Source organism: Allomuricauda sp. MMSF_3307, assembly GCF_030733585.1.
Lineage (GTDB): Bacteria > Bacteroidota > Bacteroidia > Flavobacteriales > Flavobacteriaceae > Flagellimonas.
In genome coordinates, this window is the sequence record NZ_JASHIQ010000006.1 from 205,495 (window position 1) to 225,689 (window position 20,195).

15 protein-coding genes and 1 other RNA gene are annotated in these 20,195 nt (G+C 45.1%); 14 read left to right on the forward strand and 2 right to left on the reverse strand.

Annotation, left to right across the window (positions count from 1 at the left end; genetic code table 11):
• Nucleotides 1–10 precede the first annotated feature (10 nt).
• The 9 genes from RBB12_RS15085 (at nucleotide 11) to RBB12_RS15125 (ending at nucleotide 15,036) form a co-directional block, all read left to right on the forward strand.
• A complete protein-coding gene (locus tag RBB12_RS15085; protein WP_306014469.1) occupies nucleotides 11–1,417 on the forward strand; it encodes a glycosyl hydrolase family 16 in 1,407 nt (468 codons plus the stop codon).
• Between the two features lie 33 nt (nucleotides 1,418–1,450).
• Complete coding sequence (locus RBB12_RS15090; protein WP_293282929.1) at nucleotides 1,451–2,299, forward strand: glycoside hydrolase family 16 protein; 849 nt, start codon at nucleotides 1,451–1,453, stop codon at nucleotides 2,297–2,299.
• Nucleotides 2,300–2,313: 14 nt separating this feature from the next.
• Nucleotides 2,314–5,355 (forward strand): carbohydrate binding domain-containing protein, encoded by a 3,042-nt coding sequence (locus tag RBB12_RS15095; protein WP_306014468.1) that lies wholly within the window; start codon nucleotides 2,314–2,316, stop codon nucleotides 5,353–5,355.
• Between the two features lie 92 nt (nucleotides 5,356–5,447).
• Nucleotides 5,448–8,918 carry a hypothetical protein gene (locus RBB12_RS15100; RefSeq protein WP_306014467.1) on the forward strand — a complete coding sequence of 1,157 codons (3,471 nt, stop codon included), beginning with the start codon at nucleotides 5,448–5,450 and terminating at the stop codon, nucleotides 8,916–8,918.
• Nucleotides 8,919–8,952: 34 nt separating this feature from the next.
• Nucleotides 8,953–10,245 carry a glycosyl hydrolase family 17 protein gene (locus tag RBB12_RS15105; protein WP_306014466.1) on the forward strand — a complete coding sequence of 431 codons (1,293 nt, stop codon included), beginning with the start codon at nucleotides 8,953–8,955 and terminating at the stop codon, nucleotides 10,243–10,245.
• A gap of 9 nt (nucleotides 10,246–10,254) precedes the next feature.
• Nucleotides 10,255–11,769, forward strand: coding sequence for a glycoside hydrolase family 30 protein (locus RBB12_RS15110; RefSeq protein WP_306026720.1), 1,515 nt, complete (start codon nucleotides 10,255–10,257; stop codon nucleotides 11,767–11,769).
• A gap of 11 nt (nucleotides 11,770–11,780) precedes the next feature.
• On the forward strand, nucleotides 11,781–13,346 hold the full coding sequence (locus RBB12_RS15115; RefSeq protein ID WP_306014464.1) for an MFS transporter: 1,566 nt from the start codon (nucleotides 11,781–11,783) through the stop codon (nucleotides 13,344–13,346).
• A gap of 14 nt (nucleotides 13,347–13,360) precedes the next feature.
• Nucleotides 13,361–14,269, forward strand: coding sequence for a glycosyl hydrolase family 17 protein (locus RBB12_RS15120; protein ID WP_306014463.1), 909 nt, complete (start codon nucleotides 13,361–13,363; stop codon nucleotides 14,267–14,269).
• A gap of 134 nt (nucleotides 14,270–14,403) precedes the next feature.
• Nucleotides 14,404–15,036 (forward strand): flavin reductase family protein, encoded by a 633-nt coding sequence (locus tag RBB12_RS15125; RefSeq protein ID WP_306014462.1) that lies wholly within the window; start codon nucleotides 14,404–14,406, stop codon nucleotides 15,034–15,036.
• 53 nt (nucleotides 15,037–15,089) lie between these two features.
• Here the strand turns inward: RBB12_RS15125 and ssrA are convergent.
• Nucleotides 15,090–15,488: a transfer-messenger RNA gene (ssrA, locus tag RBB12_RS15130) on the reverse strand.
• 387 nt (nucleotides 15,489–15,875) lie between these two features.
• On the opposite strand from ssrA, the gene RBB12_RS15135 reads away from it, so the two are divergent.
• The 5 genes from RBB12_RS15135 to RBB12_RS15155 all read left to right on the forward strand — a co-directional run bounded on the left by RBB12_RS15135 (nucleotide 15,876) and on the right by RBB12_RS15155 (nucleotide 19,361).
• Entirely contained in the window at nucleotides 15,876–17,081 is a 1,206-nt protein-coding gene (locus RBB12_RS15135; protein ID WP_306014461.1) for an NAD(P)-dependent oxidoreductase, read from the forward strand.
• Between the two features lie 82 nt (nucleotides 17,082–17,163).
• Nucleotides 17,164–17,433, forward strand: coding sequence for a hypothetical protein (locus RBB12_RS15140; RefSeq protein ID WP_293287199.1), 270 nt, complete (start codon nucleotides 17,164–17,166; stop codon nucleotides 17,431–17,433).
• An 83-nt stretch (nucleotides 17,434–17,516) separates the two neighbouring features.
• The gene (locus RBB12_RS15145) at nucleotides 17,517–17,996 is read left to right on the forward strand and encodes a COG2426 family protein (protein WP_409557909.1); all 480 of its coding nucleotides are present in this window, start codon (nucleotides 17,517–17,519) and stop codon (nucleotides 17,994–17,996) included.
• 106 nt (nucleotides 17,997–18,102) lie between these two features.
• On the forward strand, nucleotides 18,103–18,972 hold the full coding sequence (locus RBB12_RS15150; protein WP_306014460.1) for a DUF808 domain-containing protein: 870 nt from the start codon (nucleotides 18,103–18,105) through the stop codon (nucleotides 18,970–18,972).
• A gap of 20 nt (nucleotides 18,973–18,992) precedes the next feature.
• Nucleotides 18,993–19,361: a DUF1801 domain-containing protein gene (locus RBB12_RS15155; RefSeq protein WP_306014459.1), complete on the forward strand. Its 369-nt coding sequence runs from the start codon at nucleotides 18,993–18,995 to the stop codon at nucleotides 19,359–19,361.
• A 4-nt stretch (nucleotides 19,362–19,365) separates the two neighbouring features.
• Here the strand turns inward: RBB12_RS15155 and kdsA are convergent, their stop codons facing one another.
• Complete coding sequence (gene kdsA / locus RBB12_RS15160; protein ID WP_306014458.1) at nucleotides 19,366–20,184, reverse strand: 3-deoxy-8-phosphooctulonate synthase; 819 nt, start codon at nucleotides 20,182–20,184, stop codon at nucleotides 19,366–19,368.
• Nucleotides 20,185–20,195 lie beyond the last annotated feature (11 nt).

Consider the following 20,195-nt stretch of genomic DNA (forward strand, 5'->3'; position numbering starts at 1 on the left):
AGATTGAGCAATGAAAAACTACAAGACAATAAATTTCCGTTCCATACTTCTTTTGAGCCTTGCATGTACACTTATGATGGGCTGCGAAAGAGAGTTTTCAGAGGATGTAGAATTCGCATCCTTCCCGCCCAATGGCGATGTGTTTCTCGATACCTTTTCTGCCGGGCTCAACTATTTCCCATTTGTGGATGCAGGGGCAGACCCAGAAGCTTTTAGTGTAGACACCAATGAGGCTTTCGAAGGAGAAGCTTCCATGCGATTCGATGTGCCAGCTTTTGGTAACGGTTTCGTAGGAGCTACCTTCAATACCACAGCTAGGCGAGATCTTTCAGGTTTCGATGCCCTGACATTTTACGCGAAGGCCTCGCAGGCAGCAAGTATTAATTCCATAGGGTATGGTATCTCTGGAGAGACCAATAACAAATTTCAGGTGACGGCCAATAATTTGAATGTAAGTACGCGATGGGAGAAATATGTGATTCCCATCCCGGACCCTTCAAAACTGATTAATGAAACAGGATTGTTCTGGATTGCAGAAGGGGCTTCTTTTGAGGGAGACGAAGGCGGCTACGTGCTCTGGCTGGACGAAATAAAGTTCGAAAAGTTGGGAACCGTTGCACAGCCACAACCTGCCATATTGGGAGGTGAAGCAATCTCCGAACAAACCTTTATCGGTTCCAGCATTACCTTGAACGGACTTACCCAGACCTTTAATCTAGCTGATGGGACCAATCAAACCGTAAGTATTGCACCATCCTACTTCAATTTTGAATCATCGGATATTGGAGTAGCAACTGTAAACGAACTTGGACGAATAAATGTTTTAGGTGAGGGTACTGCTAACATTACCGCTATTTTGGCTGGGGTACGTGCAGAGGGTTCTTTAGAAATCGTATCAAATGGTGTCTTGCAGCCCGCCCCCACACCAACACAGCCACAGGCAAACGTGGCATCGATATTTAGCGATGCCTATGCGAATGCCACTGAGAGCAATTTTTCACCTGGTTTTGGTGGGTCTACCACAGAAACTTCAATTGCAACACTTAATGATAATGCTGTGGTGTCCTACGTGAACAACAATTTTACAGGAATCATATTTAATAGTCCTGTAGATGCCTCTGGTCTATCCTTTTTACATATCGATGTGTATGTTCAACAATCGGGCACCGAAGTAGGCATTCAAATCAGGGATGTAGGAGCCAATCAAACTATTGAAACAGATGTAAACACTGGACTTCCCATAGGCGATGATAGGGACTTGAGATTTGACCTGACCAATCTCGCTGTTGGACAATGGACCTCGTTCGATATACCACTCGGTGGAGATTTGGCAACTCAAAAAAATAATTTGGGAGCACTGATTTTGGTGGGCGGTCCCAATTTCATCCTGGATAATATTTATTTCTACACAGAATAACAATGTCCTACCATCAACTAAAAAAAAATGACAATGAATACGAAACATAAGCACCTTCAATCCAGTAGTCATGTATTTTTCAAATACACCTTGCTGGTCTTTGCCATTGCTTTATTAGGTTGTGAAACCGACGACCAACAGACCGTGGCCAGATTTACCGAATTGACGCTCTCCGAAGAGTTTGATACGGACGGACAACCAAACCCTTCCATTTGGGGATACGAAATCGGCACCGGCGAAAATGGTTGGGGCAATCAAGAATTGCAGTACTACACCGATAGGTCCGATAATGTAACGGTCCAGAATGGTGTATTGCTCATTACAGCAAGAGAGGAATCCTTCGAGGGCTCCGCTTACACTTCGGCCAGACTGATAACAAAGGATAAGTTCGAGCAACGTTACGGCCGTTTTGAGGCGAGAATCCGTTTGCCTTACGGTCAGGGCATATGGCCTGCATTTTGGATGCTGGGCGCCGATATTGATGAAAATCCATGGCCCGGAGCTGGAGAAATAGATATTATGGAGTATCGCGGTCAAGAGCCAACCGTTTTGATCGGTAGCATGCACGGCCCGGGATATTCAGCAGGGGAAGCCATTTCAAAGGAATACGAACTGACCAATGACCGATTCGATACAGGCTTTCACATTTTCGGTATCGAATGGGGACCGGAATACGTCAATTTTTATGTGGACGATGTCCTCTACAATCAAATCACCCCGGAGGACGTACCAGGGCCTTGGGTGTTCAATAAGCCATTTTACATCTTGATGAACGTTGCTGTTGGGGGCACTTTCGTAGGCTCACCCGATGAAGAGACCGTATTTCCACAAACCATGTTGGTGGACTACGTAAGAGTATATAAAGAACTAGAAATAAACTAAACTAACTATTGATTATGAAGCAGTTAACAACCAAATTCAAGCTGGTATCCGTGTTTGTACTGGCCTTGTTGCTCGGGTGTGAGTCGGACGACAGTACCCTTTTGCCGACCATACTGTCCAATTTTACCTTTACGCTCGATGAAGATACCGGAACGGTGGAATTCATCAACATTTCGGAAAAGGCAACCTCTTATCAATGGGATTTTGGCGATGGCGATACGTCCACCGAGATTAATCCGATTAAGACCTATACGGCCAGTGGAACCTATACCGTGGTTTTAACGGCCAGCAATACGGCAGGGGCAACTTCCACCTTTGAAGATGAAATCACTATCGTAATCAAAGAACCTATTACCCTGCCCATAACCTTTGACAACAACAATGTAAACTATGACTTGGGGGTGAGCACATTCAATGGTGCCGCTTTCGAAATTTTGGATAATCCTGATGTATCCGGAACCAATGACAAGAGCTCAAAGGTTGGAAAGATAACCAATAGCGGAGCAGCTTTTGAAGGCATCTTTTTTGACTTGGGAACACCGGTCGATTTATCCACAGAACAAACCATAACCGCAAATTTCTGGTCAGAGGAGCCCATCGATGTCTTGATGAAATTGGAGCTTGGAACAGGAAGCGATACCGAAGTATCGGCAAGCCATGGTGGAACAGGTTGGGAAACGGTTTCCTTCAATTTTGCTTCTACGGAGAGCTACTCCAGAATAACATTGTTTGTTGACGGCCCCGGAACCACCGCAGGTGATTTCTTTATTGATGATGTGCAACAGGTCGAAACCGCTACAACGCCAAGTGGATGTGTGGACACACCAGTGGCCGCGACAGCACTTCCTGTGGACTTTGAAGGTTGTGAAACTTTTCTTTCTTCGGAAAACTTTGGTGATGGTATCACTTCAGGCTTGGCCGAAAACCCTTCCAAAGCTGGCATAAATACTTCAGATTTTGTCTTACAAGTCGACAAACCTTCAGGTTCCAGTTTCTTTGCAGGGATTCAAAATACCTTTGAAAACAATTTTGACCTTACCACTACAGATGTCTTTAAACTAAAAGTGTACTCTACCAAGGCCAATGTGGTCTTCCGTTTTGAGCTGGCACTGAACCCACAAACCGATCCGGTTACTGGAAACCCTGCGCCTGTATTTGTGACAATACCCAACGCAAATGAATGGACAGAAGTAGAGTTCACCTTTACCAACCTGCCTGGAGGACCAACGGCTTATAACCAATTGGTCATTAAGCCCGACAACGATGAGGTGGATAGCGCAATCACCGAGGGAGGAACATATTACATAGACGACCTTACTCTAGGTACTTCCGGAGGAGGAAGTGGCGGTAGTGGATTTGATGATGGATTGTTGACCAATGGTGACTTCGAGAACGGAAGCGCCCCATGGATCTTGGGTGTGGACGATGCCGCTGCGGCACCTGTCACCACCGAAGGTGGTAACTCTTTTTACTCCGTGAACGTCACGACTCCAGACCCGGGTCAACCCTTTTTGGTGAATTTGAGCCAAAAATTGGAAATTATACAAGATGAGACCTACACCTTGACATTTGATGCGTGGTCCGATACCGACCGTCCCATCATTGCCGGGATTGGTTTAAGTGGTGGTAGCTTTGCGAACACTACAGAGACTGTCAACATCAACACAACGAGACAGACCTATTCAGTCGTACTGACTGCTTCAGGCTTTGGTGCCCCGGATGCACGTGTACTATTTGATTTGAACGGAGCAGCCGGCTTGGTGAACATTGACAACGTTTCACTGGTTGTGGGAGGAACAGCAGCAGAAGATACCACCCCGCCGGTGATTACCCTTAATGGAGACGCCACCGTAGATTTAAATGTGGGCGATAGCTATACAGAGGCAGGGGCAACCGCCACCGATGATACCGATGGGGACATCTCGGGTAACATTGTGGTAGGTGGAGATACAGTGGATACCAGCGTTGCAGGCACCTATATCGTGACCTATAACGTAAGCGATGCAGCAGGTAATGCTGCAACCGAAGTAACCAGAACAGTAAATGTAATTGCCTTTGATGATGGACTGTTGACCAACGGAGACTTTGAGAACGGAAGTGCCCCTTGGATATTGGGCGTGGATGATGCTGCTGCGGCACCTGTGACCACGGAAAACGGAAATTCATTTTACTCCGTAAACGTAACCACCCCAGACCCTGGTCAACCATTCTTGGTTAACCTAAGTCAGAAATTGGAAATCATCCAAGATGAAACCTATACATTGTCATTTGACGCATGGTCGGATACCGATAGGCCTATCATAGCCGGGATTGGCTTGAGCGGGGGCAGTTTTGCCAACACTACCGAGACGGTGAACATCAATACAACCAGACAGACCTATTCAGTTGTCTTGACAGCGACGGGCTTTGGTGCCCCAGACGCACGAGTGCTCTTTGATTTGAATGGAGCAGCTGGATTGGTGAATATTGATAATGTCTCTCTAGTTGTAGGAGGTTCAGGCGGTGGTGGCGGTGCCACAAGTGGCTGTACCGGAACTCCCGTGGCGGCAACCTCATTGCCTTTGGATTTTGAAGGTTGTGAAACCTTTTTGAGCGCCTTCTCCAGCATCGGTGATGGTGGTGTGGTGCCTAGTTTGGCAGTAAATCCCGATCCATCTGGTATCAATACATCCGACAATGTGTTGCAGGTGGTACGTGCCAGTGGTATCAATCGTTGGGGCGGAGTTCAAAATTCCTTCCCTGCTGGAACCATCGATATCACTACCCAAACCTTTAAGGTGATGGTGTATTCCAGTGTGCCGGACGTCACTTATCGATTTGAATTGGCGCTCGACCCACAAACCGATCCCGTGACAGGTAATCCTCCACCAACCTTTGTACAGGTTTCGGGAGGAGCGAACAGTTGGACGGAAATAGAATTTACGTTTACGGGTCTACCCGCCTCACCAACAACCTACAATCAACTGGTCATCAAACCGGATAACCCTACGGGGTCAGATGGCGAGTTGACCACGGAGGAACGTATTTTCTACTTTGACAATTTAAGACTGGACTAAAAGTTTCGGATTGAGAAGGAAAGGCTGGCAAAACCATTTTTACTTGCCAGCTTTTCTACATATATCAGAACTAATAAAGGTGTGATGGATTTATGGACCAAAAGGATATGTACATAGCAGGAACAAAATTAAAAACGGAAGCTAAAGCTGTGGAAGGTTCATCGGTGACCTTGGGTGATGAGGCTTACTATAAAATTTCCAACTGCGACGCAATGCGCCCATTTTTTATGAGCATTGTGAGCCATTCCGATCACTGGATGTTTATTTCCAGCAATGGTGCACTTACGGCAGGACGCAAGAATGCCGAATCGGCCCTTTTTCCATATTACACAGACGATAAAATCACCGAATCCGCTGCCATCACAGGAAGCAAAACCATCATACGGGTTCGGTCAGAATCAAAAAAATACCTCTGGGAACCGTTTTCCAACTGTTTTTCAGGTCAATACCAAATCCAAAGAAACCTTTACAAGAGCAACTATGGGAATAAAATCCTTTTTGAGGAAATCAATAACGATTTAGGGCTTACGTTCCGATATCAATGGAGCTTTAGTGAGACCTATGGATTTGTAAAGAAATCACATTTGATCAACCATGGAGACCACGAGTTGTCCTGTGAGTTGTTGGACGGTATCCAAAATATATTGCCCTACGGTGTGCCTTCTGCCACCCAAAATGGCAGTAGTAATTTGGTCGATGCCTATAAGAGGAACCAACTGGAACCTGACGTTGGGTTGGGGATTTTTGCCCTGAGTGCCATCATTGTCGATAAGGCGGAGCCCAGTGAAGCATTGAAAGCCACAACGGTTTGGTCCGTAGGATTGGACAAGCCAAAGCATCTGGTTTCTTCACTCCAATTGGATGCCTTTAGAAATGGAATGCCCTTGGAAGAGGAAACCGATGTAAAAGCAGAGAAAGGGGCTTACTTTGTGAACACGGATATTCATTTACATCCCAAAGAGGAGAAGCAATGGATGTTGGTTGCAGAGGTCAACCAATCCCGAATGGATGTAAGTGTTATTAAACAAGACCTAAAAAAGGAAAGCAAGCTCTTCGACAAAATAGAAGCCGACATTGATAAAGGAACGCAACAGCTCCTGCAATTGGCAGGCGCATCCGATGCCATTCAGTGTACGTCTGATAGTATGCGGGATGCCCGTCATTTCTCCAATACGCTGTTCAATATCATGCGGGGCGGTATTTTTGATAACGGTTACCAAATGGAACGTGACGATTTTAGTTCCTATATCCGCAAAGCCAATAAGCCGCTTTTTGACCTTAAAAAGGAATTGCTGGAGCGTTTTCCCGAAGAATTTTCATTGGCCTTTTTACGGGAAAAGGTCGGTACGGATGACAACCCCGATTTTAAGAGGTTGGCCATGGAATACTTGCCGCTCAAATTTAGTAGACGGCATGGTGACCCGAGTAGGCCATGGAACAAGTTTTCCATCAATACCCGCGGGGATGATGGTAAAAAACTCCTGGATTATGAGGGCAACTGGAGGGACATTTTCCAAAACTGGGAGGCCTTGGCCGTTTCTTACCCCGGCTTTTTGGAAAGCATGATCTATAAATTTTTGAACGCTTCCACCTTTGATGGTTATAATCCCTATCGGGTAACCAAGGACGGTTTTGATTGGGAGATCATTGAACCGGACGACCCTTGGTCCTATATTGGATATTGGGGCGACCATCAAATCATCTATTTGCTCAAATTATTGGAGTTGATGGAAAGCCATTATCCACAGACCCTTGGAAAATCTTTTAGCGAAAAAATCTTTGTGTATGCCAATGTGCCCTACAAAATCAAATCGTACGAAGAGATTTTGAAGAACCCGAAGGATACCATCGTATTTGATGAGGATTTGGACCATCACATCAACAAGGAGCGAGAAAGGATTGGAGCCGATGCGGCCTTGCTAATGGGTAAAGAAGATAACATCTACCACGTGAATCTGCTTGAGAAAGTATTGGCGACCGTACTTTCCAAAATGTCAAACTTTGTTCCAGAAGCGGGTATTTGGATGAATACCCAACGACCGGAGTGGAACGATGCCAACAATGCCTTGGTGGGCAATGGGGTATCTATGGTAACACTGTATTATTTGAGACGTTTCTTGAAGTTTTTCCAAGGAATGGTTGCCAATCTTGAAGAAGCGGAATTCAGCGTTTCGGAAGAACTTGTAGTTTTCTTTGAATCCGTGACCCAGACCCTGTTGCAAGGCCACAACAAACTGAAAGCTAACCTAAGCGATACAGATAGAAGGGCGATAATGGATGGGTTGGGCATTGCAGGAAGCAGATTCCGAAGTGCCGTCTACAACAATGGATTTCAACAAAAGAACAAACCAATTGATAAGGCCAAACTCGGGACCTTCATAGAAGTATCCTTGGAATATTTGGAGCATAGCATACAGGCCAATCAACGGGAAGATAAGTTGTACCACGCCTACAATTTGATAACCATCAAAAATGATAAGGAGGTTTCCATTTCCTATCTGTCTGAAATGTTGGAAGGGCAGGTCGCTGTGCTCAGTTCGGGCTATCTTGATGGAAAAGCATCCCTTCAGGTGCTGGATGCCTTAAAAAGCAGCGCGCTTTTTCGGGAAGACCAATACAGTTACCTGCTTTATCCTAACAAGGAACTGCCCCGATTCTGCGAAAAAAACACCATTCCGCCGGAAAAAGTCAAACAATCTGATCTCCTGCAGAAACTGGTGGAGGATGAAAACACAGCGGTCATCGGCAAAAGTGTGGAGGGAACTTATCATTTTAATGGAGGTTTCAACAATGCTGAAAGCCTTAAAGCAGCCTTGGCAGCGTTGCCTGAAGAAGCATATGGGCACTTGATCCAAAAAGACCGTCAAAAAATATTGGATCTATTCGAGGAGTTATTTGACCACAAGTCCTTTACAGGTAGATCAGGAACATTTTATGGCTATGAAGGACTAGGTTCCATTTACTGGCACATGGTTTCCAAATTGCTGTTGAGCGTGGAGGAAACCTGTCTGCGGGCTATCAGAAACAATAATGATGCGGTCACCGTTGGCAAGTTGTTGGAGCATTTTTATGAGATTATGGAGGGAATAGGGGTCCATAAGCCACCCAAACTTTATGGGGCATTTCCAACCGATCCCTATTCACACACACCGGCAGGTAAGGGAGCACAACAGCCTGGAATGACAGGTCAAGTGAAGGAAGATATTTTGAGCCGTTTTGGGGAGTTGGGTGTTTTTGTTTCCGATGGACAACTATTTTTTGACCCTTGCATGCTTCGAAAGACGGAATTTTTGGAACAGCCTGCAGATTTTGAATATGTGGATTTGGACGGGAGTACGGCGCATATCCAACTTGAAAAAAACTCGTTGGGCTTTACCTATTGCCAAGTTCCAATCCAATATGTTATTGCGGAAAAGGAAGAAGTGCAATTGGTGTTCAGAGATGATTCACAAATGAAACTTGACGGTTTGACTTTGGATAAAGAACATAGTTCGGAACTATTCGGCAGGACTGGGCACATCAAATTGATCAAGGTGGGCATCACTGAAAAGCGATTAAAATAGCAACATCATCCATTAACTATAAAAATATGATTTCATGGGAAGACAATTAAAAACAGGCAGTTTGATATTGATGGTTTTATTGTGCTTCGCATGTAAAGATCAAACCAAAACAGCAGATAAAGACAATACAGTGAACCAAGAAACAAAACTGACCGCAGCGGATATTCTGGGAAACCCTGATTATACGGCCATTTCGTATGGTGGCTATCGCAAAACTACAAGGGAAGCCCAGCCTACCGTGGCAGAGCTTAAGGAGGATATGAAAATATTGGCCGCTATGGGCATCGGAATAATCCGTACCTATAATGTGCAACTGCCGCACGCCTCCAATGTACTCAAAGCTATTCGAGAACTCAAACAAGAAGATTCCAACTTTGAAATGTATGTGATGTTGGGTGCTTGGATCGATTGCAAAAACGCTTGGACAGGGCAAGAGCCCGACCACAATGTGGAAAGCGAAGCCAACGCTGCCGAAATTGAACGGGCGGTGAATTTGGCCAATCAGTATCCGGATATCGTCAAAGTATTGGCTGTGGGCAATGAGGCCATGGTCAAATGGGCAACAAGCTACTACGTGCAGCCCGATGTGATCTTAAAATGGGTCAATTACTTGCAAGAACTTAAAGCCAAGGGTAAACTTTCCAAGGATTTATGGATTACCAGCTCCGACGATTTTGCATCATGGGGTGGTGGTGATGCAGCATATCATACCCCCGACCTAGAGGCGTTGATCAAGGCGGTGGATTACATTTCCATGCATACCTACCCATATCACAATACCCATTACAATCCTGAATTTTGGTTGCAGGACGAGCAGCACTCCGAACTTTCTGAAAAGGAGCAAGTGGACGCGGCCATGCAACGTGCCCTCGAATTTGCCCAAAAACAATATGACAGTGTTTCCAGCTACATGAAAAGCTTGGGCGTGGATAAACCCATACATATCGGTGAAACAGGTTGGGCCTCGGTTTCCAATGGTTTTTATGGGCCAAAAGGTTCCAGGGCGACGGACGAATACAAACAGGCCATGTACCATAAGTTGATGCGCGACTGGACCACAGAAGCCAACATATCCTGTTTTTATTTCGAAGCCTTCAACGAACCATGGAAAGATGCACAAAATCCGAATGGATCGGAGAATCATTTCGGGTTGTTCACGGTTGATGGAAAAGCGAAGTATCCGCTTTGGGATATGGTGGACCAAGGCGTTTTTAAAGGGCTCACTCGAAATGGCAACCCTATTGTCAAAACCTATGATGGCAATTTGGAAGCTTTAATGGAAACCGTTTCTGTGCCGCCAACAAAGGCAGAGATGGAGTCACATTAAAATCAAGTTATGGAATTGGGAAAACACTACATATGGGCGGTTATGATAGCACTTGTACTGAGTTGTGGAGAGAATAAGAAGCCTTTGGAGGTAGAGATTATCGAAACCTCGGCCAATGGAAATAAGCTAGCTGCGGTTTCCATGGATGAGGTAGTTGAACCCAATGCACAGATCCGCATTCTTCCCGAAGAGAAGTATCAGACCATAACCGGTTTTGGAGGTTCTTTTACGGAAGCCTCGGCCCATTTGTTGAACCGTATGGGAACAGATAATAGAAAGAAAATCTTGGAAGCTTATTTTGGCGAAAACGGGGCAAGATACTCATTGACCCGAACCCACATCAATTCCTGTGATTTTTCCCTTGGCAATTATGCCTACGCCAATGTCCCAGATGATGTAAACTTGGAGCATTTTTCCATTGATGAGGATAGGGACGACCTCGTGCCCATGATCAAAGAGGCCATGTCCATCTCTAAAGATGGATTCAAGATTATCGCCTCACCATGGACGGCACCGCCTTGGATGAAGGACAACAACGATTGGAGAGGGGGAAAGTTGCTGCCCGAATACAGAAGCACTTGGGCACTTTACTTTTCAAAATATGTGGAGGCTTATGCCATGGAAGGCATCCCTATCTGGGGAATTACCGTGGAGAACGAACCCTTGGGCAACGATAACAACTGGGAGAGTATGCATTTTAGCCCAGATGAAATGACCGCATTTGTAAGGGATTATTTAGGGCCACAATTGGAAAAGGATGGACATCAGGTCAAAATATTGGGGTATGATCAGAATAGGGAGCATTTGGATACTTGGGTAGACAGTATGTATCGTGACGAATCCACTTCCAAATATTTTGATGGGACCGCCATACATTGGTATGCCAGTACCTACGAAGTGTTTCCAGATGCATTGCAATATGCCCATCAAAAGGCACCTGATAAGCATTTGATTCAAACCGAGGCCTGCGTGGATGCCGAAGTTCCCAAATGGAAAGACGATGCCTGGTATTGGAGCAAGGAGGCAACGGATTGGGGTTGGGATTGGGCCCCAGAAAGCGAAAAGCATTTACATCCCAAATACGTTCCGGTATTTCGCTACGCCCGGGATATAATCGGCTGCCTGAACAATTGGGTGGACGGTTGGGTAGATTGGAACATGGTTTTGGATAGGCAAGGAGGTCCCAATTGGTTCGAAAATTGGTGTGTGGCCCCTGTTATTGTAGATCCTGACCAAGATGAGGTTTATTTTACGCCCCTGTTCCATACGCTACAACATTTTAGTAGGTATATCCGTCCCGGAGCCTTCCGTATTGGGTTTGAGAATTCCGATGAAACCTTACAAGTAACAGCAGCACAGAATCCTGATGGGTCTATCGTTGCTATAGTACTCAACCAAACTTCCGAGGAGAAGCGGTTTGCGTTATCCTTAAACGGAGCGAGCAAAAATATACGTATTTCAGCCAATGCTATACAAACACTGACCATCAATACAAAACCACAGACAAGCACAAAAACTGACTAAACCAAACAATCATGGAAATCGTAAAAAAACTTTCAAAGGACAAAGTCCCGGTAGGGCAAAAGGCCGCTTTCGGGGCAGGTCATTTCATCTTGAATATCCTACCGGGTACGCTAGGAGTGTTCATACAGTTCTTTTTGTTGACCGCGTGGGGGGTAGACCCCTTATGGGCCGGACTTTTAGGAGGTCTACCGCGAATTTTTGATGCGATTACCGACCCTATTATGGGATTCATTTCGGACAATACAAAATCAAAATATGGAAGACGCCGGCCTTATATTTTCTTAGGAGCCATCATCAGTGGTGTGCTTTTCTTTTTAATGTGGCAGTTGGATGATAATGCCTCCCAAACGTACATAATCTGGCATGTTATGGTCATTCAAATACTGTTTTTGGTTGGAAATACCATGTTTGCTACCCCACTGGTGGGTCTGGGCTATGAAATGACCTCCGATTACAACGAACGCACGAGGTTAATGAGTTTTGCCAACAGTATGGGTCAGATTGCATGGATGATTGTTCCATGGCTTTATGTCATCATTCCTGACTCCAATACCTTCAATACACAGACAGAGGGCGTAAGGACCATGGCATTGATAGTGGGGACCATGTGTGTGGTGTTCGGCATCCTGCCCGCTTTGTTCTGTAAGGGGATTGATGCGGCCCACATGGAAAACAGAAAAGAAATCAATTTTAAAACCTTGTGGTCCAATATGAAAGAACTGTTCAGGGGTATAGTGCAGGTTTCGAAAAACAAGCCCTTTATGAAGTTGTGCGGTGCCACATTCTTGGTTTTTAACGGTTTCCAATTGGTAGCCGCCTTTGGGGTTTTTATCATCGTGTTCTACATGTACAGTGGGAGCTACGAAATGGCAGGCACTTGGCCAGCTTGGTTCAATACCATTAATGCGATGATCACGGCGTTTTTGGTGATACCCATTATCACTAAAATGTCCAACAAATGGGGTAAAAAGAGAGCTTTCATTATTTCTACCGCATTGTCGGTTGTTGGCTATCTTTTAAAGTGGTGGGGATTTGATAAAGAACTGAACAATCAATTCAATGAAACAGGCTTTGGTAAAAGCTTGACTGCGGGAGTAGGGTCACTTTTTGAGTACCTAAACCCTATATTGAACGATGTAGGAATGTCTTGGTTCTCCATCAACCCCGATAACGATATCCCATGGCTCATCTTTGTACCCATACCTTTATTTGCCTTCGGAATGGGGGGACTCTTTACCTTGATGATGTCCATGACCGCCGATGTATGCGATTTGGATGAATTGGAAAATGGTATGCCACGTAAGGAAGGCACCTTTGGTGCCATTTATTGGTGGATGGTGAAACTCGGACAGGCCATTGCCCTAGTGTTGGGCGGTGTTATCCTAAAAATCGTGGGCTTTGACCCGAATATTACAGAACAGACTTTGGAAACCATGAACCGACTGAGGATTGCCGACATCATTATACCGTCATCCACGGCCGCACTTGCCATTTGGGTGATGTTGAAGTACAGTTTATCCGAACAGAGAGCCAAGGAAATCAAGGAGCAGCTTGTAGCCCGCAGAGGCGAACTCTAATCAAAAAATAGCATATGTCATACAGAAAGGAACATCAATTTTCGTTGTCCAAAGCCGGGTATACCGACGGTTTGGGACTGGATTTGGATAAAATAACCGAAAAGGAGCTTAGGGAGCTGTGGTTGGAAACAGTGCAGAGCGGAATGCACGGGCTTTGCTTCAGTATCTACGAGGACGGACAAAGTCCCGGTGATATTATTTCCAAGGAACAGGTTAAACGGAGGATGCAGATCATAAGGCCATATACCCAATGGGTACGCTCGTTTTCCTGTATTGAAGGGAATGAGCATGTTCCCGTAGTGGCCAAAGAATTGGGCATGAAAACCTTGGTGGGCGCCTGGTTGGGCTCGGATATGGAATTGAACGCCAAAGAAGTGGAAGGTCTCATTAAACTGGCCAAGGAAGGTAACGTGGATATCGCTGCAGTAGGCAACGAGGTCATGTATCGAGGTGATTTGACGGAGGAGCAATTGCTGGAATACATCCACACGGTAAAAGAGGCACTCCCGGATGTCACCGTGGGTTATGTGGATGCCTACTACGAGTTTTCCCACAGACCGAACATTACCAACGCCTGCGATGTCATTCTTTCCAATTGCTACCCCTATTGGGAAGGCTGCCCCATTGAATATTCCTTGAACCACATGCAACAAATGTATGGTCAGGCCTCGGATGCAGGTCAGGGAAAAAAAGTGATTATTACCGAAACAGGATGGCCCAGTCAAGGTGAAGGACTCAAGGGAGCGCAACCCTCCGCGGCAAATGCCATGAAGTATTTTATTGACACCCAAGTCTGGTCACAAAAAAACAATATCGAGGTCTTCTATTTTTCTTCTTTTGATGAAGCTTGGAAAATTGGTGACGAAGGTGATGTGGGTGCGTATTGGGGTTTGTGGGACAAGGACGGGAAACTTAAATTCTAATTGGGATAGTACTCGGTTTAGCGGTCCAAAATTCCAAAGTATCTTTGTCTGAGAAAAGGATTTCAATCGATTGGTGAGATCATATGGCCAAGAAATAATGGTGGTCGTCAATCCGAAATCGTCAAACAAAAAGGATGCAGTATTCAAATAAAGATATTTTGGAGCTGGACCGAGTGGTTCGTCTCAAGATCATTAATTCCATAACAGGAATCAAACCCGCCAATCTTATTGGTACCATGGATGGAAATCAAACGACCAACTTGGCCGTTTTCAGTTCGGTGGTGCATTTGGGAAGTCAGCCGCCTCTATTGGGTTTTGTGGCCAGGCCAAAAACTGAAGATTCTGGGCATACGCTTCGGAATATTGAAGAAAATGGCATGTACACCATTAACCATATCCATCCAGATTTTATCGAACAGGCCCATTATACTTCCGCCAAATTTGATCGCGCTGTTTCCGAGTTCGAGCGATGTGGATTTACGGAGGAATATATTGAAAATTTCGGTGCTCCCTTTGTGAAGGAAAGCACAATTAAAATGGGAATGCGCTTAAAGGATATGATTCCTATTCCCATGAACGGGACAACCTTGGTTATTGGTGAGATAGCCCATCTTATTTTGCCAGATGCAGCTATGGAATCTGGTGACATTGATCTGGAACAACTACAGAGCACCGGTATTTCGGGTCTTAACAGCTATTACCAACTTAAAAAAGTGGCGCAATATCCGTATGTAAGGGTAGAAGAGGTGCCCAATTTCAAAAAATAAAAAACCTGTAAATCAGTAATTTACAGGTTTAATGTGTTGTTTTGATAATGATTTAGTGGAGCCGGAGGGATTCGAACCCTCGTCCAAACAAGCAATAACCATGCTTTCTACATGCTTAGTATCTGCTTCATTTTCGATGCATACCTGACCAGATACGGCCTAATATACACTTAGCTTCTTTGGTTTTAGAGGTGTCGCCAAAGCGAACGAACACCCTTTTGTTGACTTTTTTGGTGCTCCTAAACGAATCGCCGTCAACAAGGGCTATTCAGGAACATCTCGCTTCCCTACCTTGTAGGGACGAGGCATATCTTACTATAATTCAGATTATGCGGCAAGAGCGTAATTATTTTCGCCAATTAAAAGTGTGAAATATGAGATTAACGAGCTATATCCCAGCGCTCGGCATGCTTACATCGCCATTGGTCTTGCTGTCAAAACCGGTCGGCCCCGTAATGAGATAGCAAATTTCTAATTTGCGTTATCGAATTATGCCCTGAGTACTTCGTCTACGCTCAGCATAAACTACGTCGAAGGGCCAATAATCCTAAATTAAACTCACCTTTTTATCAAAGAACTCTGTTCCTACCGAACATATATAATTTTTGGGCGTTACCCAAATTGGGCAAAGCCACATTTGGGTCGGGCTATCAGCTTTATCTTTTTCTGTCATTTCGAGCGCAGTCGAGAAACAGAAAGTAGTCGAATAACAAAAAAAGGATATCGCCTCTATCCCTAACGCGGTCGGCAAAGGTAATGCATAACCATCAAACCATAAAAAGTTTGCTTGCCCAACCTTTTCCCCTTATTTTGGTCAACAATTATACCAAAAATACCATATGAAGTTCGGAATCATCAGGGAGCGCAAAAACCCGCCCGATCGTAGGGTGGTCCTGTCACCAGCAGAATGCCAAAATGTCCTTTCCAAATACCCGGCCGCCGAAATTAACGTGGAATCTTCCCCGATTCGGGTGTTTTCGGACAGTGAATATACCGAAAAAGGTATCCTGGTGGTAACCGATATGGATTCCTGCGATGTGCTGCTCGGCGTAAAGGAAGTTCCTATCGATGCACTGATTCCCAACAAAAAATACTTTTTCTTTTCCCATACCATCAAAAAACAACCCTATAATCGGGACTTGCTAAGAGCCATTTTGGAAAAGAACATCGAATTGTACGACCACGAGGTCATCACCAATTCCAAGGGGGCAAGATTGGTGGCCTTTGGCCGGTATGCCGGTATCGTTGGTGCCTACAACGGATTTAGGGCTTATGGTCTAAAATACGATTGCTACCAATTGCCCAAGGCCGAATCACTTTTGGACCAACAAGCGCTGATTGCGGAACTCAAGAAAATACAACTGCCCAACATCAAAATATTGCTTACCGGAAGAGGACGCGTGGGCAACGGCGCCAAAGAAATGTTGGACGCCATGGGATTGAGGGAGGTTTCTTCGAACGAATACCTCACAACTAATTTTCAAGAACCCGTGTACTGCCAAATCGATGTTTCTTACTACGTGAAACGCAAGGATGGGATAAAAGGTAACAAAGCCGATTTTTTTCAAAATCCGGGAGAGTATCAGTCCGATTTTTTTCGCTACGCCAAGGTTACCGATTTTTATATTGCGGGGCATTTTTATGGGGATGGCGCACCCTACCTGTACACACGCGAAGATGCCAAACATCCCGATTTTAAGATAAAAGTAGTGGCCGATATCAGTTGCGATATCGATGGTCCCGTGGCCAGTACCATTCGTCCCTCTACCATAGCGGAGCCCATTTACGGCTATGACCCAGAAACCGAATCGGAAACAGATTTTAAGGCAGATAATGCCATTGCCGTAATGGCCGTGGACAACCTTCCCTGCGAGTTGCCACGGGATGCCAGCGTTGGTTTTGGAGAAGCCTTCTCCAAACACGTTATCCCTTCCTTTTTTAACAGCGATAAGGATGGCATTCTCCATAGGGCCCGTATGACCCAAAATGGCAAGCTGACCCCCCGCTACGCCTACCTTCAGGATTATGTGGACGGACAAGAGTGATCGTATATCCAAAAACATTCCCGAAAAGTTGGTAATGGGTTGTTTTTTAGTATATTGTATCTCTTAAACTTTTTAAAGGCACGTGAAGTTCAATTGGGTATTTTCTGGGGACGACAGTCCTGCAATGCAACGGACCTGTATCGATATGGAATACAGCCTGCGGCCAAAAATCACAAGGTTTTTGTTGTCCCGTTTGGATGTGGATACCGACTTTACCAGTTTTCATTTTGATGTGAACGTGGATAAAAAATGGGTGTATATCTCCGAAAAAACACCCATCGAATACATTCGCCAACTGCTGCCCGAATTTGATATGGTCATCAATGGAGGTCCTTTCTCCTCGGTGGCGTAAATCACCATGGGCCGATTCTAAAATCACAATTAGTAAATATTTAAGGGTTTTGAGAGGGCAGGTTAGCTTAAACCTGAATATTTTTGCAAGTTCTAAACCTGTACAACTTGCATATCGATTTACTCATAGCGGCACTTTGGAGCCTTTCCCCATTCGGAGAGGCAAAAGTTGGTATTCCCTACGGGATTTACCAAGGTGCCAATGAATATCTGGTGTTTATCGTTTGCTTTGGAGCCAATGTGCTGGTGTTTCCCCTCATGATGTTCTTTCTGGAATACATCAACCTTCACTTGATCAAATGGCGATTTTATAAAAAGTCGGCCGTTTTTGTTGGGCAACGCGCCAAAAAGGGCTCTGGAAAAAAGATACAGCGCTTTGGTTTTTTGGGTATCGTACTTTTTGTGATGATACCTTTGCCTGGAACCGGAGTCTATGCCGGGAGTATCGCTGCCTATCTTTTTAAAATGAAGAAGCGCGAAGCCTTTGCAGCCAATACCATCGGAATCTTCTTTTCTTCCTTGATCATTTGGGCAGCCACTTTGTTGTCCATGGAAGGCGCTTAAATCCATAAGTTTCTTATTTTTTAAGATATCCCATACAGTTTGTTAGTGAGGTATTTGTTTATTTTGTCTTCAAAGAAGACGAATACACTAACCATTAAATATTACTATGGCTTCTGGATTTTTTGCAGTATTGGATGATATCTCCGCCCTCATGGACGATGTGGCGACCATGAGCAAGGTGGCGACCAAAAAAACAGCGGGCATTTTGGGCGACGACCTGGCCGTAAATGCAGAGAAAGCGACCGGATTTTTGGCCAGCAGGGAGATTCCCGTGCTTTGGGCCATAACAAAGGGCTCTTTTTTGAACAAATTGATCATTCTCCCCGTGGCTTTTTTGCTTAGTGCCTATTTGCCCACAGCCATCACCATCATTCTTATCCTTGGCGGTATTTATTTGGCTTATGAAGGAGCGGAAAAGGTATACGAGTACCTGTTCCATCGAAAGGAGGAAGAGCAGTATGACGACCCCACGGAAGTTCCAGAGGAGGAATTGCCCGAGCTGGAAAAGAAAAAAATCAAACAGGCCATCATTACAGATTTTATCCTCTCCGTGGAAATTGTCATAATTGCATTGAGTACCGTGGTCAATGAAACCCTGACCATACAAATCGTGACGGTTTCCGTGGTGGCGCTGTTGGCCACTGTTGGCGTATACGGTATCGTGGCATTGATCGTCAGAATGGATGATTATGGGTATCGACTCATCAACCTAAACGAGCGAACGGATAGTTTTTCGGATAAGGTAGGCCTAGTGTTGGTCAATGCACTTCCCAAGATCATTAAAGGATTGTCCGTTGTAGGTACCTTGGCCTTGCTCTTGGTATCGGGTGGAATTTTTAACCATAACATCGACTTTTTCCATCATTTAGTTCCTTCATGGCCCACCATGTTAAAGGAATTTGTACTGGGATTGGCGATTGGTCTTGTGGCCGTGCTGTTGATGCAGTTGGTGAAGAAATTGTTCAAACGTAAGTAAAGGTGTACTAGTTGACGATTATGAATCCAGCCGAAGACTATATTATCAACCAAAAAGAACCTTTTAGAAGCATTTTATTGCACCTAAAAGCGGTTATCGAATCGGTAGTGCCTCAAGTGGACATGAAGTATAAATGGAATATTCCTTGTTTTTATGTGGGGAAGCAGCCCATTTGCTACTTGAATGTATCCCAAAAAAAACGCTATGTGGACATCGCATTTTGGAACTCGGCTCATTTGACCCTGCATTTGGACAAAATGGTCACGGAGAACCGAAAAGTGGTCAAATCCCTACGGTACACCACCTTGGAAGAAATTGACCAAGAGGTGTTGGTGGACGTATTGCAGGAATGTTACGCCCAAAAACACAAAGGTTTTTATAAACGATAAAGGGTTACAGTGAATTAATGGTCTTTCGGATGGCCGTTAAATCGGTCAATAATTTTTCCAATAAACTTAAATCCAGCATATTGGCGCCGTCACTCTTCGCATTGGCCGGGTCAAAATGGGTTTCCATAAAAAGACCGTCCACACCCGCTGCAATGCCCGCGCGGGCCATGGTGCCAATGAGTGCTGGCCTACCGCCCGTAACCCCGGAAGATTGGTTGGGCTGTTGCAAGGAATGGGTCACATCCAACACCACGGGAGCATATTGTTTCATGGTAGGAACACCGCGAAAATCCACGATCATATCCTGATATCCGAACATGGTGCCCCGGTCCGTTATCCAAACCTGTTCGTTGCCCGAGTCAATGACTTTGGCCACGGCATGTTTCATGCTTTCGGGGCTCATAAATTGCCCTTTCTTTAAATTGACCACCTTGCCCGTTTCGGCAGCGGCCACCACCAAATCCGTCTGTCGCACCAAAAAGGCAGGAATCTGGAGCACGTCCACATATTCCGCCGCCATGGCCGCATCGGAAATTTCGTGGATATCGGTAATGGTAGGAACACCAAAGGTGTCCGATACCTTTTTCAAAATCTTTAAGGCCTTTTCATCACCAATTCCGGTAAAGGAATCAATCCGGCTCCGGTTAGCTTTCTTAAAACTTCCTTTGAACACATAAGGGATTTGCAGCTTGTCCGTAATGGCGACCGCTTTTTCCGCTATGCGCATAGCCATATCTTCGCCCTCTATGGCACAGGGGCCCGCCAACAAGAAAAAGTTATTGCTGTCCGTATGTTTGAGTTGTGGGATTTTAGTGATGTCCATTTCTTAAAGTT

What these genes read in the sequence shown, in the direction of transcription:
- RBB12_RS15115 (WP_306014464.1), top strand. Translation starts at nt 11,781, where the DNA reads ATGGAAATCGTAAAAAAACTTTCAAAGGACAAAGTCCCGGTAGGGCAA.
- RBB12_RS15150 (WP_306014460.1), top strand. Translation starts at nt 18,103, where the DNA reads ATGGCTTCTGGATTTTTTGCAGTATTGGATGATATCTCCGCCCTCATG.
- RBB12_RS15155 (WP_306014459.1), top strand. Translation starts at nt 18,993, where the DNA reads ATGAATCCAGCCGAAGACTATATTATCAACCAAAAAGAACCTTTTAGA.
- RBB12_RS15135 (WP_306014461.1), top strand. Translation starts at nt 15,876, where the DNA reads ATGAAGTTCGGAATCATCAGGGAGCGCAAAAACCCGCCCGATCGTAGG.
- RBB12_RS15125 (WP_306014462.1), top strand. Translation starts at nt 14,404, where the DNA reads ATGCAGTATTCAAATAAAGATATTTTGGAGCTGGACCGAGTGGTTCGT.
- RBB12_RS15095 (WP_306014468.1), top strand. Translation starts at nt 2,314, where the DNA reads ATGAAGCAGTTAACAACCAAATTCAAGCTGGTATCCGTGTTTGTACTG.
- kdsA (WP_306014458.1), bottom strand. Translation starts at nt 20,184, where the DNA reads ATGGACATCACTAAAATCCCACAACTCAAACATACGGACAGCAATAAC.
- RBB12_RS15110 (WP_306026720.1), top strand. Translation starts at nt 10,255, where the DNA reads ATGGAATTGGGAAAACACTACATATGGGCGGTTATGATAGCACTTGTA.
- RBB12_RS15085 (WP_306014469.1), top strand. Translation starts at nt 11, where the DNA reads ATGAAAAACTACAAGACAATAAATTTCCGTTCCATACTTCTTTTGAGC.
- RBB12_RS15090 (WP_293282929.1), top strand. Translation starts at nt 1,451, where the DNA reads ATGAATACGAAACATAAGCACCTTCAATCCAGTAGTCATGTATTTTTC.
- RBB12_RS15105 (WP_306014466.1), top strand. Translation starts at nt 8,953, where the DNA reads ATGGGAAGACAATTAAAAACAGGCAGTTTGATATTGATGGTTTTATTG.
- RBB12_RS15100 (WP_306014467.1), top strand. Translation starts at nt 5,448, where the DNA reads ATGGACCAAAAGGATATGTACATAGCAGGAACAAAATTAAAAACGGAA.
- RBB12_RS15120 (WP_306014463.1), top strand. Translation starts at nt 13,361, where the DNA reads ATGTCATACAGAAAGGAACATCAATTTTCGTTGTCCAAAGCCGGGTAT.